Below are 13,135 nucleotides of genomic sequence, written 5' to 3'. Positions count from 1 at the left end.
CATGAGCCGCATGATTCCCGGCCTCACGGCCCCCGCGACCACCGACATGCCCGTCCTGTTGCCCGCGCCCACAGCGCGCCACACGCCCCGCGCTCTGAACTTCAGCCACTGGCTGGCCAGCATCCCGCCCTGGGTTCCCTTCCTGATCTTCACCGCCGCCTTGCTCTGGCCGATGATGGCGCTGGCGCAAGGCACGGGCGAGGGCAAACCCACCCCGCTTGAGGCGCTCTGGCGCTGGATGCCCTTCCTGATCACGCGCGGCTTTGTCTTTACCGTGCTGATCTCGGTCATGACGATGCTCTTTGGCACGGTCATGGGGGTGTTCCTCGGACTTGGGCAGATCTCACCGGTCAAAGGGATCCGCGTGGCGAGCTACTGGATCACCCAGATCTTCCGCAACTCGCCCTGGCTGGTGCTGCTCTTTATCGTGATGCTGAGCTTTCCCTTCCAGGTCACCGTGTTCGGCGTGACCATTCCGATCCCCGACTGGACCAAGGCGGTCATCGGGCTTGGCCTGCCGATCATGGCCAACATCTCCGAGATCGTCCGGGGGGCCATTGCCTCTGTGCCTTCGGCGCAATGGGAAGCGGCCGAGAGCCTCGCCTTTACCCGCCGCCAGACGCTTTACCAGATCATCCTGCCGCAGTGCATCAAACGCATGATCCCGCCTTGGATGAACTGGTACGCGATCCTGACCATGGCCACGCCCATTGTCTCGATCCTCGGCGTCGAGGAAATCCTGAACCTGACCCGGCAGGCCATCGAGGCCGAGAACAACCGTCCCGAACTGCTGGTGCCGTTCTATGGCTTCGTCCTGCTGATCTTCTTTGTCTACTGCTACCCGATTGCGCGTCTGACCATCCGGCTTGAACGCAAATTCGCCCTGAAACTGTGACCGGAGGACCGACTATGACCTGGACACCCGATCAACCCATCGTCTCGATCCACAATGTCAAGAAAGCCTTTGGCTCGCTGGAAGTGCTCAAGGGCGTTTCCATGGACATCATGAAGGGCGAGGTGATCTGCATCATCGGCCCTTCCGGCTCGGGCAAATCAACCCTGATCCGCTGCATCAACGCGCTGAACGACATTCAGGGCGGCTCCATCACCGTCGAAGGACAGGAGGTGCATGACGACAATCTCGACAGGCTGGAACTGCGCAAGAAGGTCGGCATGGTTTTCCAGCAATACAACCTGTTCCCGCACAAGACCGCGCTTGAGAACGTCATGATGGCCCCGGTCAAGGTGCTCAAGCAGAACAAGGCAGAGGTCGAAACCCGCGCCCGCGAGTTGCTGCGCAAGGTGCGGCTTGAAGGCAAGGAAAACAGCTATCCCGGCGAGCTCTCCGGCGGGCAGCAACAGCGCGTGGCAATCGCCCGGTCGCTCGCCATGAGCCCGGACGTGATGTTGTTTGACGAGGTCACGGCGGCGCTTGATCCCGAGACGGTCAAGGAAGTGCTGGTCACGATCAAGGATCTGGCTGCCGAGGGCATGACCTGTATCCTTGTCACCCACGAAATGGGCTTTGCCCGCGAAGTGGCCGATCACATCTACTTCACCGACAAGGGCGTGATCGTCGAACACGGCCCCCCCGAGACCTTCTTTGACAATGCGCAGGACCCGCGCACCAAGGAATTCCTCAGCCAGATCCTCTGATCGGAACATGACAATGCGGACAGTTTATGTGAACGGGGCTTACCTGCCCGAAAGTGATGCGAAGATTTCCGTCTTTGACCGCGGATTTCTCTTTGCCGATGCGGTCTATGAAGTGACCTCTGTGGTTGGCGGAGCCTTGGTGGATTTCGACGCCCACATGGCGCGGCTGGCCCGCTCGATGGCGGAGCTGGACATGGCACCGGCCCCGGACAAGGCGGTTTTGCTGGACATTCATCAAGAGATGATCACCCGAAACGCTATCACCGAAGGGCTGATCTACATGCAGGTCAGCCGGGGACAGGCGGATCGGGATTTCGATTTTTCGGGGCTGGAGGCTCCGCTCAGCCTCGTGATGTTCACCCAGGACAAACCCTTGGTCGACAACGCACTGGCCGCGCGCGGCCAGTCCATCGCGCTGGTCGAAGACGGCCGCTGGGCGCGCAGCGACATCAAGACGGTGCAACTGTTGTTTTCCTCGCTGGCCAAGACCCGCGCCAAGAAACAGGGCTTTGACGATGTCTGGATGACGCGGGACGGGATGATCACCGAAGGCTCTTCGGCCAACGCCTATATCGTGACAGAGGCAGGCGAGATCATCACCCACACCGCCAACCACGAAATCCTGCGCGGGGTCACCCGGCAGGCGGTGTTGCGGCTGGCCGAGAGTCTTCAGCTCAAGGTCATCGAACGCCCGTTTTCCGTGGCCGAACTGACGTCCGCGCGGGAGGCGTTCTCCACCTCCTCCTCCGGCTTTGTGAACCCGGTTGTCGCGGTCGATGGTGCGCCTCTGGGCGATGGCACGCCGGGGCAGGTGGCCACGCGATTGCGCGAAACCTACGTCTCGATGGCGCGCTCCGCCTGATCTGCCTTACTTCTTCTTCGAGGAAGCGAGGAACTTGCGAAGCTTGTGCGGGGCATTTTCGCCGGTCATGGTCAGGGAGCGGATAAACTCGATGGCCGTCGGCGAGGTCACCGGCACGAAGTGATTGTAGTTCTGACCATCGGCAAGGCTGGAGAAGTCGAAAACGGCAATGTCGTCCCGGCCGATCAAGCCCTGATCAATGGTGCGCCCCAGTCGCGGACGCCCCGTCAACAGGCCGGACAGCGACAGCGCCCGGTCCTGTTCGGCGGTCAGCACCATGAAGGGTTGCGGCAAGGGTTCGGCCACCTCCACCTGTCTCAGGAAAACATCCAGATCAATGTCCGGCGACATCAGAACCACCGCCGAGATGTTGTCCACCAAGCGGTCATTGCCGGTCAGCCGCGCCTGCCGCAGCGCCTCCATCGCCAGATGGGAGCCCATGGAATGTGCAACAAGCACAACACGGCGCCCCTTTCGCGTCAGCGCGTCCAGAACCGTCACCAGATCATCGCGTGAGTAAATCACGCTGTCCCGATCATAGGCATAGCCCGTGGACAGTCCGGCAGAAGGCCAGGAGAACAGAACGCCGGGATCGTCGAGGGCGAAGTCTTCCTGGATCTGCGCCATGCGAAACACCGCTTCGCTCGCCGTGGTGTTGAAACCATGCACGTAAACAAGCACTTCGCCCGGCACGGCGTCTTGCTGGTCAAAGACCGTGCGGGTAAAGCCGTTCAGGCTGTCCTGCGGCTGCGCATCCACGATGGCAAACTCGCGGCGCGCATCCGGGGTGGGGCTTTGCCATTCGATGCGTCCAATCTGATGGTTCGGCGGGACGGAGACGGTCACTTCGCCAAAACTCAACGCGGTCTGCCGCGCCGTGCCAAAGGACTGGCCCAGCTGATCCGCGCTGCGCTGCGTGGCGACAAACACAGTCTGAAGCGATGCGCCTTCCGCGGGCGGCGACAGACCGTCCAACTCCCGGACGGTTCCGCAAGCCACCAGACACAGGCACAGAAAAAGGGCTTGGATTTTCACGATACTCGACCCGTTGCGCGCAGATTTTCGCCAGTGTTTTCACATGAACAGTTTTTTGTGCTGGCGCAATGGTGCAGTGGCGTCAGCGCGGCCGCGGCGAGAAACCGGGCATAATGTGTCCCGCAGTGCGCAGATTTCGAAGGAGGCGGAATCGGCAAAGCCGCTTCGAGAGTTGCTCAAAAAATAGGCATATGCCCGGCGCGCGGGCCCCAATCCTCCGCTTTCTCATTGCCATCATTTTGCAGGTGCAGCATCGAGAAGGGAGTTAGCCAGACGCGTGGACACACAGCCCAGTGACAGACAGCATCTCCATAATCGTGGTCGAAGCCGACGCGGATCGGGCGGTGCAAATCGCCAACAGCCTGAAAGAGGCGGGCGAGTGCGAAATCCAGATCATCTCCGAGCCAACCGCTCTGTCCCGACGCATCCGCGAGGTTCAGCCGGATGTCGTGCTGATCGACATCGAGAACCCGTCCCGTGACATGCTCGAAGGGCTGGCGCTGGCCTCTGGTCCGATGGAACGGCCCGTGGCCATGTTTGTGGATCGCTCCGATGCCGGCCTTTCGACGGCGGCAATCGAGGCGGGGGTGTCGGCCTATGTGGTTGACGGTCTGCGCCCGGATCGGCTCCGGCCTATCCTTGACGCCGCCATCGCTCGCTTCCGCATGTTCCAGCGCATGCGCAAGGAACTGAGCGAAACCAAGCGCGCGCTTGAAGAGCGCAAGGTGATTGACCGGGCCAAAGGCATGATCATGAAGGCGCGCGGCGTTGATGAAGATGAGGCCTACGCAATCCTGCGCAAGGCCGCGATGGATCAGGGCAAGCGCGTCGCCGAGGTCGCACAGGCGCTGGTGACAGCGGCGGGGCTGCTGTCATGAAAGCAACGGAGCTTTCCATCGGCTTCATGCCGCTCACCGATGCCGCCCCGTTGATCGTGGCGCAGGAAATGGGGTTTGCCGAAGAAGAAGGGCTGCGGCTTGATCTGCGGCGCGCGCCCAGCTGGTCCAGTTTGCGCGACATGCTCAGCTTTGGTCAGGTGGACGCGGCGCATATGCTCTCTCCCGTGCCGATTGCCGCGGCCTTGGGTTATGGCGGGGCAGGGGCGCCGCTTTCGGCGGTCTCTGTGCTGTCTGCCAATGGCAATGTGATCGGGGTCAGCCGCGCGCTGGAGGAGAAACTCCGCGCTTTGGGCCATGACTTTGACTTCGAGGACGCGGGCAAAGCCGGCAAGGCCCTGATCGCCGCTACCGGCCAGACCCTGCGCATCGGCGTGCCTTTCCCGTTCTCCATGCATGCGGAACTGGTGTTCTACTGGCTGTCGGCCCTTGGCTTTGCGGTGCCCGAAGCGGTGGAGGTCCGGACCGTGCCGCCACCGCTCATGGCAGAAGCCATCGCCGCTGGCGAGATCGACGCGTTCTGCGTCGGCGAGCCATGGGGCACGAAGGCCGTTGAAAACAATGTCGGCGCGCTGTTGCTGCCGGGCAAGGCGATCTGGAGCTTTTCTCCGGAAAAGGTGCTGGCCGTGCGCAGCGACTGGGCCGAAACCGAAACGTCTCTCACCGAAAGGCTGATCCGCGCGGTCTGGCGGGCCGGGCGCTGGCTCGGCGATCCGGATTCGCGCATGCTGGCCACCGAGATGCTCGCCCGTAAAACCTATCTCGACCTGTCGCCGGACCTTGTCGAGCGGGCGCTGTCCGGTCGTTTGGTCATCTCGTCCAAAGGCGAAGAGCGCAGCGTTCCGGGGTTTGTCGAGTTTTACCACGGCGCGGCGGGCTTTCCCTGGCGCAGCCAGGCGGAATGGATCGCACTTCGGCTCGCGGAGCGGATTGGCCGCGATCCCCGGGCCGCGGCGCTGGCGGCGCGGCAGGTGTGCCGCACTGATCTCTATCGGCGCGCCTTGCAGGGAACCTCGGCGGATTTGCCCGAGGCGTCCTCGAAAACCGAAGGCGCGCTGAGCGCCCCTGCCTCTGTGCCCTCCGCGAGCGGCACGCTGATTCTGCAGCAGGACTCGTTTTTCGACGGGCGTGTTTTTGAGCCGCTCCCGGAGTGATGCTCATTTTTTGTGCAGTTGCAGCGAAGAATATGCTGCGCTGCCGCAAAAAAGCCGGAAATTGACTCATATTTCTTTGCACCGGCCCCTTGGCCCCGGCCAATATGAGGACATCAGCTAGCAACGACGCCCGCTGGTAAGAGTTTCTCCCTAAGACAGGGACTTCCTGAGCAAAGCCGCTCGACCCTCCGCCATTCCTCCCTGGCGGTGTGAGTCGACGGCTTTTTTCTTTTTCCGGGGCTGCCCCGGACATGATCAGAACCGAAAGGGACACGACCCATGAAGCGACTTCTTCTGAGCCTTGCTGCCACCACGGCGCTTGTCAGCCCGGCCATGGCCGAGCTGGAGCTGGAAAAAGATGAGCTGACCTTTGGCTTTATCAAACTGACCGACATGGCGCCGCTCGCGGTGGCCTATGAGCAGGGCTACTTCCTCGACGAAGGTCTGTTCGTCACGCTCGAAGCACAGGCCAACTGGAAAGTGCTGCTCGACGGTGTGATCGGCGGTCAGCTCGATGGCGCACACATGCTTGCCGGTCAGCCGCTCGCGGCGACCATCGGCTTCGGCACCGAAGCCCACATCATCACGCCTTTCTCCATGGACCTGAACGGCAACGGCATCACCGTGTCGAACGAGATCTGGGAAGCCATGCTGCCGAACATCCCGAAAATGGATGACGGCCGCCCGCAGCACCCGATCTCCGCCGAAGCGCTGGCCCCGGTGGTCGAGCAGTATGCCTCCGAAGGCAAGCCCTTCAACATGGGCATGGTGTTCCCGGTCTCCACGCACAACTACGAGCTGCGCTACTGGCTCGCGGCCGGTGGCCTGCACCCGGGCTTCTACTCCCCGGAAAACATCTCCGGCCAGATTGGCGCAGACGTGCTGCTCTCCGTGACCCCTCCGCCGCAGATGCCGGCGACCCTCGAAGCGGGCACCATCTATGGCTACTGCGTTGGGGAACCTTGGAACCAGCAGGCCGTGTTCAAAGGCATCGGCGTTCCGGTCATCACCGACTACGAGCTGTGGAAGAACAACCCCGAGAAGGTCTTTGGCCTGTCGGCTGAATTCCAGGCCGCCAACCCGAACACCACGCTGGCCGTGACCAAAGCTCTGATCCGCGCCGCCATGTGGCTCGACGAGAACGACAACGCCAACCGCATGGAAGCGGTGGAGATCCTGTCGCGCCCGGAATACGTGGGTGCGGACGCCGAGGTGATCGCCAACTCCATGACCGGCACCTTCGAGTATGAGAAGGGCGATAAGCGCTCTGTTCCCGACTTCAACGTGTTCTTCCGCTACAACGCGACGTATCCGTTCTACTCCGACGCCATCTGGTACCTGACCCAGATGCGCCGCTGGGGCCAGATCGCGGAAGCCAAGCCGGACAGCTGGTACGACGAAGTCGCCAAGCAGGTCTATAAGCCGGAGATCTACCTCGAAGCGGCCCGCATGCTGGTGGACGAAGGGCTCGCCAATGAGGCCGACTTCCCCTGGGACAGCGATGGCTACAAGGCGCCGACCCCGGCGGCCGACATCATCGACGGCATCCCCTACGACGGCAAAGCGCCCAACGCTTACCTCGAAAGCCTGCCGATCGGCCTGAAAGGCGCCCAGATCGTCGAAGGCACCGAGGTTAAAGGCTGACGCCTTCCCCCACTCCCAACCCTCTCCCCCACGGGGGAGAGGGCCGCTCCCAAAATGACCCGCGCGCGGCCGTCCCGCCGCACTCCGCTGACCCTGCCATCCGCGCTCCCTCCCCTTGGGGAGGGCCGGGGTGGGGGAGAGACAAGGACCCGAGATCATGACAACTGTCGATCCGAATTTCGCCGCAGAGGCCGACCGGGAAGCCCGGCGCGCGCGTCTGTTCACCCACATCAACGCAGCTGACAAGTGGTTCGGCGTGTTGGGCCTCGCCTGGCTGACACCGATCCTCAAAGCCGCCGCCGGGGACAACCCCCGGGCGCAGATGAAGGAAATCTGGCGCCTGCTGGCGGTGCCGCTGCTTGCCATCGTCGGCTTCCTGCTGCTCTGGGGCACGCTCGCGCCCAAGGTTCAGACCTCGCTCGGCGCGGTGCCCGGCCCGGCTCAGGTCTGGGAAGAGGCGGTGAACCTGCATGAGGACGCGCAGGCCAAGGCGGTCAAACGCGCCGCCTTCGAGGCCAAAGTTGCCCAGCTCAACGAACGTCTGATCGCGCAGGGCAAGGAGCCCAAGGAACGTGCCTTCACCGGCGCGCCGACCTATTACGCACAGATCTGGACCTCGATCAAAACCGTCTTCTTCGGCTTCCTGATCGCCACCGTTGTGGCCGTGCCGCTTGGCATCGCGGCGGGCCTGTCACCCTCCGCCAACGCGGCGATCAACCCGATCGTTCAGATCTTCAAGCCGGTCAGCCCGCTGGCCTGGCTGCCCATCGTGACCATGATCGTCTCGGCGGTCTACGCCACCAACGACGGTCTGTTCTCCAAGTCCTTCCTGATCTCGGCGATCACCGTGACGCTCTGCTCGCTCTGGCCGACTCTGATCAACACCGCGCTGGGCGTGGCCTCCATCGACAAGGACTTGGTGAACGTCTCCAAAGTTCTGAAAATGAACACCTATACCAAGATTACCAAGCTGGTTCTGCCTTCCGCCCTGCCGCTGATCTTCACCGGCCTGCGTCTGTCGCTCGGTGTTGGCTGGATGGTGCTCATCGCGGCGGAAATGCTCGCCCAGAACCCCGGTCTCGGCAAGTTTGTCTGGGACGAGTTCCAGAACGGCTCTTCGAGCTCGCTCGCCAAGATCATGGTGGCGGTCTTCACCATCGGCATCATCGGCTTCCTGCTCGATCGCGTGATGTATGCCCTGCAGTCGCTCTTCACCTTCACGAACCAGCGCTAAGGCGCCAAGGCAAGGACAAGTCACATGAGTTTTCTCAAGTTTGACAACGTTTCCAAATCCTTCGGCACCGGCACCCATGCCACCGACGTTCTGAAGGACATCAACCTCGAAGTGGAGGAGGGCGAGTTCCTCGTGCTCCTCGGCTTCTCCGGCACCGGCAAGACCACGCTGATCAACCTCATGGCCGGGCTGGAAATGCCCACCACGGGCAGCGTGACCTATCGTGGCAAACCCGTTGACGGCCCCGGCCCGGAACGCGGCGTGATCTTCCAGAGCTACTCGCTCATGCCCTGGCTCACGGTCGAAGGGAATGTCCGCCTCGCGCTCGACAGTGTCTTCCCCAAGATGCCCAAGGACGAGAAACAGGCCACGGTCTCCAAATACGTCGACATGGTGGGCCTCAGCCACGCCGCCGCGCGCCGCCCTGCGGAGCTGTCGGGCGGGATGCGCCAGCGGGTCAACGTGGCCCGCGCGCTGGCCATGTCGCCGGAATGCCTTCTGCTCGACGAGCCGCTCTCGGCGCTGGACGCGCTCACCCGCGCCAACCTGGCGGACGAGATCGAGCACATCTGGGAGCAGGACAAGAAAACCTGCGTGCTGATCACCAATGACGTGGACGAAGCGATCATCCTCGCGGACCGCATCATCGCGCTGAACCCCGATGGCACGCTGGGCGAAGAGTTCAAGGTCACCATCCCGCGCCCGCGCGACCGGATGGAGATGAACACCAACGAGACCTTCAAACAACTGCGCATGCAGGTCACGAACTACCTGATGGATGTGGGCATCGAAGGCCGCGTCGAAGGCAGCCGCATCTTGCCGAATGTCACCCCGATCCATTCCGTGCCTGCGGTGGTCAAGGAAGCGTCCGGCTCCTCGCGCGAGGACAAGTTCCTCGAGTTCTCGCAGCTGCACAAGATCTACCCCACACCCAAAGGCCCGCTCACCGTGGTCGAGAATTTCGACCTGAAGGTGAACAAAGGCGAGTTCATCTCGCTGATCGGTCACTCCGGCTGCGGCAAATCCACGGTTCTGACCATGGCGGCGGGGCTCAATGAAGTCTCCAAAGGCGTCATCAACCTCGACGGGCGCGGCGTGACCGGCGCGGACCCGGAGCGGGCGGTGGTCTTCCAGTCGCCGAACCTCTTCCCCTGGCTCTCGGCCCGTGAAAACTGCGCCATTGGCGTGGACAAGGTCTACCCGCGCGCCTCTCAGGCGGAACGCCAGGACGTGGTCGAATACTACCTCGAACGGGTCGGCCTCGCCGATGCGATGGACCGCTCGACAGCGGATATGTCCAACGGCATGCAACAGCGCGTCGGCATCGCCCGCGCCTTTGCCCTCTCGCCGAAACTCCTGCTTCTCGATGAGCCTTTCGGCATGCTCGACAGCCTCACGCGCTGGGAGCTTCAGGAGGTTCTCATGGAAGTCTGGTCGCGCACCAAGGTCACCGCGATCTGCGTCACCCACGACGTGGACGAGGCCATCCTTCTGGCGGACCGCGTGGTGATGATGACCAACGGACCGCAGGCCACCATCGGCAAGATCGTTGATGTGGACCTGCCGCGCCCGCGCACCCGCAAGGCCCTGCTTGAGCACCCGGATTACTACACGTACCGCCAGCAGGTGCTTGATTTCCTTGAGGAGTATGAGCACGGCGCCAAGCCGAAGCCAAAGCCCGAGCCCAAAGCCATCGCAGCGGAGTGAGCGCCATGCAGGACCAGACCATCCGCCTCGTACAGGACAGTTTTGCCAAGGTTGTGCCGATCAAGGACGCCGCGGCCAAGATATTCTACGCCGATCTGTTCGAAACGGCCCCGGAGGTGAAACCGTACTTCGAAGGCGCCAACATGGCCGATCAGGGCGCAAAGCTGATGGCGACATTGGCGGCGGTGGTCAACGGTCTGCGCGACCTGGACAAGATCGTTCCGGTCGCCCAGGCGCTGGCCGTGCGCCACGTGGACTACGGCGTGGCCGCCGAGGACTACGACAAGGTTGGCGCATCGCTGCTGCGCACGCTGGAGGCCGGGCTGGGCGAGGCCTTCACACCGGCGGTCCGCGAGGCCTGGACTCAGGCCTACGCAACCCTGGCAGGGGTCATGATCGACGCGGCCTACGGCGCTGAGCGCAAAGCAGGATAACCCGGCTTGCGGCACCCGCCGCCAGCCTCACGAAGACACGTAAGGACAAAACCATGGGTAAGAAAAAACTGGTGGTTGTCGGCGCAGGGATGGCCTCGGGCCGCGCGCTGGAACACCTTTTCGAAGCAGAGCCGGGTGAATGGGACGTTACCCTCTTCAACGGCGAGCCGCGCGGCAACTACAACCGCATCATGCTCTCTCCGGTGCTGTCCGGCGAGAAGACCTACGAGGACATCGTCATCCACGATGACGCCTGGTATGCGGAACATGATGTCACCTGCCGCTTCGGCGAAAAGGTGGTCGCCATTGACCGCGACGCGAAAACCGTCACCGGCGAAAAGGGTGACGTGGCTTATGACAAGCTGCTGATCGCCACCGGCTCCAACCCCTTCATCATCCCGATGCCGGGTCATGATCTCGACGGGGTCATCGCCTATCGCGATCTCGAAGACACCAACCGCATGATCGACGAGGCCGCCAAGCCCGGCGCCAAGGCCGTTGTGATCGGCGGCGGTCTGCTCGGGCTGGAAGCGGCGGCGGGTCTGCAACTGCGCGGCATGGACGTGACCGTGGTGCACCTGATGGGCCACCTGATGGAGCGTCAGCTCGACGAGGCGGCGGGTTACCTTCTGCGCAAGGAACTCGTGGGGCGCGGCATCAACGTGCTGGTCTCCACCAACTCCAAGCAGATCCTCGGTGAGGACGGCAAGGTCCGCGCGCTGGAGCTTGAGAACGGCACCGAACTGCCCTGTGATCTTCTGGTCATGGCCGTGGGCATCCGCCCGAACACGGCTCTGGCCACCGAGGCCGGTCTGGCCTGCGGGCGCGGCATCCACGTGGATGACGCCATGGTCACCTCTGACCCGAACATCCTTTCGGTGGGGGAGTGCATCGAGCACAACGGCGCGATCTTCGGTCTCGTCGCGCCGCTCTACGATCAGGCAAAGGTCGTGGCGCAAACCCTGATCGGTGAAGAGGCGGCCTTTGCGCAAAAGGAGCTTTCGACCAAGCTGAAAGTCACCGGATGTAACCTGTTCAGCGCCGGGGATTTTGCCGAAGGGGAAGGGCGCGAGGACATAGTCTTCCGCGATCCCGCCCGTGGCCAGTACAAGCGCCTCGTGATCGAGGACAACAAAGTCATTGGCGCGGTGCTTTACGGCGATACGGCCGATGGCAACTGGTTCTTTGGCCTGATCAAGGACGGCACCGACATCTCCGAGATGCGCGAGACGCTGATCTTTGGCCCGGCCTATCAGGGAGGTGCCGCTGTGGACCCTCTCTCAGCCGTTGCAGCCTTGCCGGATGATGCGGAAATCTGTGGCTGTAACGGCGTTTGCAAAGGAACCATTGTAAAGGCAATTGGCGACGGGGCGACGGACATTCCCGCGCTGCGCGCCACCACCAAGGCGTCTGCCTCCTGCGGCACCTGCACCGGGCTGGTCGAGCAACTTCTCGAAGTCACGCTCGGCGATTCCTACGCCGCGCCGACCGCCCAGCCCATGTGTGGCTGCTGCGATCACACCCATGAGGACGTGCGCCGCCTGATCAAGGCCAAAGGTCTGAAATCCCAGGCGGCTGTCTGGCAGGAACTGGGTTGGAAGACGGTCAACGGCTGTCCGACCTGCCGCCCGGCGGTGAACTACTACCTGCTGGCCGACTGGCCGCTTGAATATCAGGATGACCCGCAGTCTCGCTTCGTCAACGAGCGCCGCCACGCCAACATCCAGAAGGACGGTACCTTTTCGGTCGTGCCGCGCATGTGGGGCGGGATGACCACCCCGGACGAGCTGCGCGCCATCGCGGATGCCGCTGACAAGTACAACGTGCCCACTGTGCACGTCACCGGCGGTCAGCGCATCGACCTTCTGGGCGTCAAAGGCGAGGATCTGCCGAACATCTGGGCCGATCTCAATGCCGCTGGCATGGTCTCGGGCCACGCCTACTCCAAGGGCCTCAGGACGGTGAAAACCTGCGTCGGCAAGGATCACTGCCGCTTCGGCACACAGGATTCGACCGGGCTTGGCATCAAGCTTGAGAAAAAGCTCTGGGGCTCCTGGACCCCGCACAAGGTCAAGCTGGCGGTCTCGGGCTGCCCGCGCAATTGCGCCGAAGCCACCTGCAAGGACATCGGTGTGGTCTGCGTCGACAGCGGCTACCAGATCGGTGTCGCGGGCGCGGCAGGCATGGACGTGAAGGAAACCGAACGTCTGGCGGATGTGGCCACCGAAGAGGAGGCCATCGAACTGGCCACCGCCTTCATGCAGCTCTACCGCGAAAACGCCCAGTACCTTGATCGCCCTTACAAATGGGTCGCCAAGGTTGGCCTCGACTGGGTCAAGGAACGGGTTGTGGACGATCTCGAAGAGCGCAAGCGCCTCAACGAGGCCTTCGAGCTGAGCCAGTCCGTCTATCGCAAGGATCCGTGGGCCGAACATACGGACAAGCCCGAAGAGTTCGCCCCGGTGGCCGATCTGACCCAAATCGCCGCCGAATAAGAAAGACGTGTCCCGGGC

General features: G+C 62.8%; 11 protein-coding genes. 10 read left to right on the top strand and 1 reads right to left on the bottom strand.

Annotation, left to right across the window (positions count from 1 at the left end):
* Window position 1 precedes the first annotated feature (1 nt).
* From E4662_RS00565 to E4662_RS00555, 3 genes are read left to right on the top strand one after another with little or no spacing between them, the layout of a single operon-like run.
* Entirely contained in the window at window positions 2-895 is an 894-nt protein-coding gene (locus E4662_RS00565) for an amino acid ABC transporter permease (protein WP_136439309.1), read from the top strand.
* Window positions 896-909: 14 nt separating this feature from the next.
* Window positions 910-1,656 (top strand): amino acid ABC transporter ATP-binding protein, encoded by a 747-nt coding sequence (locus tag E4662_RS00560; RefSeq protein ID WP_136439308.1) that lies wholly within the window; start codon window positions 910-912, stop codon window positions 1,654-1,656.
* Window positions 1,657-1,669: 13 nt separating this feature from the next.
* On the top strand, window positions 1,670-2,518 hold the full coding sequence (locus tag E4662_RS00555; RefSeq protein WP_420819248.1) for a D-amino-acid transaminase: 849 nt from the start codon (window positions 1,670-1,672) through the stop codon (window positions 2,516-2,518).
* A gap of 6 nt (window positions 2,519-2,524) precedes the next feature.
* Here the strand turns inward: E4662_RS00555 and E4662_RS00550 are convergent, their stop codons facing one another.
* Window positions 2,525-3,553, bottom strand: coding sequence for an alpha/beta hydrolase (locus E4662_RS00550; RefSeq protein WP_168797851.1), 1,029 nt, complete (start codon window positions 3,551-3,553; stop codon window positions 2,525-2,527).
* Between the two features lie 293 nt (window positions 3,554-3,846).
* On the opposite strand from E4662_RS00550, the gene E4662_RS00545 reads away from it, so the two are divergent.
* From E4662_RS00545 to nirB, 7 genes are all read left to right on the top strand, one after another.
* Window positions 3,847-4,431, top strand: a complete 585-nt coding sequence (locus tag E4662_RS00545) for an ANTAR domain-containing response regulator (protein ID WP_136439305.1) — start codon at window positions 3,847-3,849, stop codon at window positions 4,429-4,431.
* Entirely contained in the window at window positions 4,428-5,603 is a 1,176-nt protein-coding gene (locus E4662_RS00540; RefSeq protein ID WP_136439304.1) for an ABC transporter substrate-binding protein, read from the top strand. The genes E4662_RS00545 and E4662_RS00540 overlap by 4 nt, the downstream gene beginning before the upstream one ends.
* 279 nt (window positions 5,604-5,882) lie before the next feature.
* Window positions 5,883-7,247, top strand: a complete 1,365-nt coding sequence (locus E4662_RS00535; protein ID WP_136439303.1) for a CmpA/NrtA family ABC transporter substrate-binding protein — start codon at window positions 5,883-5,885, stop codon at window positions 7,245-7,247.
* Between the two features lie 157 nt (window positions 7,248-7,404).
* Window positions 7,405-8,481, top strand: coding sequence for an ABC transporter permease (locus E4662_RS00530; RefSeq protein ID WP_136439302.1), 1,077 nt, complete (start codon window positions 7,405-7,407; stop codon window positions 8,479-8,481).
* Between the two features lie 24 nt (window positions 8,482-8,505).
* Complete coding sequence (locus tag E4662_RS00525) at window positions 8,506-10,188, top strand: ABC transporter ATP-binding protein (RefSeq protein ID WP_136439301.1); 1,683 nt, start codon at window positions 8,506-8,508, stop codon at window positions 10,186-10,188.
* A gap of 5 nt (window positions 10,189-10,193) precedes the next feature.
* Complete coding sequence (locus tag E4662_RS00520; RefSeq protein ID WP_136439300.1) at window positions 10,194-10,622, top strand: globin family protein; 429 nt, start codon at window positions 10,194-10,196, stop codon at window positions 10,620-10,622.
* A gap of 53 nt (window positions 10,623-10,675) precedes the next feature.
* Window positions 10,676-13,117: a nitrite reductase large subunit NirB gene (gene nirB / locus E4662_RS00515; RefSeq protein ID WP_136439299.1), complete on the top strand. Its 2,442-nt coding sequence runs from the start codon at window positions 10,676-10,678 to the stop codon at window positions 13,115-13,117.
* The last annotated feature ends 18 nt before the right edge of the window (window positions 13,118-13,135 follow it).

Source organism: Pacificoceanicola onchidii, assembly GCF_004804335.1.
In the GTDB taxonomy this organism is placed as follows: Bacteria; Pseudomonadota; Alphaproteobacteria; order Rhodobacterales; family Rhodobacteraceae; genus Pacificoceanicola; species Pacificoceanicola onchidii.
The sequence above is the reverse complement of the archived record's forward strand: the minus strand, read 5'-3'. Positions and strand labels throughout refer to the sequence as shown.

Bases quoted from the DNA above. Each gene is read 5' to 3' on its own strand.
- nirB (WP_136439299.1), top strand. From the start codon at position 10,676: ATGGGTAAGAAAAAACTGGTGGTTGTCGGCGCAGGGATGGCCTCGGGC.
- E4662_RS00540 (WP_136439304.1), top strand. From the start codon at position 4,428: ATGAAAGCAACGGAGCTTTCCATCGGCTTCATGCCGCTCACCGATGCC.
- E4662_RS00560 (WP_136439308.1), top strand. From the start codon at position 910: ATGACCTGGACACCCGATCAACCCATCGTCTCGATCCACAATGTCAAG.
- E4662_RS00565 (WP_136439309.1), top strand. From the start codon at position 2: ATGAGCCGCATGATTCCCGGCCTCACGGCCCCCGCGACCACCGACATG.
- E4662_RS00555 (WP_420819248.1), top strand. From the start codon at position 1,670: ATGCGGACAGTTTATGTGAACGGGGCTTACCTGCCCGAAAGTGATGCG.
- E4662_RS00530 (WP_136439302.1), top strand. From the start codon at position 7,405: ATGACAACTGTCGATCCGAATTTCGCCGCAGAGGCCGACCGGGAAGCC.
- E4662_RS00535 (WP_136439303.1), top strand. From the start codon at position 5,883: ATGAAGCGACTTCTTCTGAGCCTTGCTGCCACCACGGCGCTTGTCAGC.
- E4662_RS00520 (WP_136439300.1), top strand. From the start codon at position 10,194: ATGCAGGACCAGACCATCCGCCTCGTACAGGACAGTTTTGCCAAGGTT.
- E4662_RS00525 (WP_136439301.1), top strand. From the start codon at position 8,506: ATGAGTTTTCTCAAGTTTGACAACGTTTCCAAATCCTTCGGCACCGGC.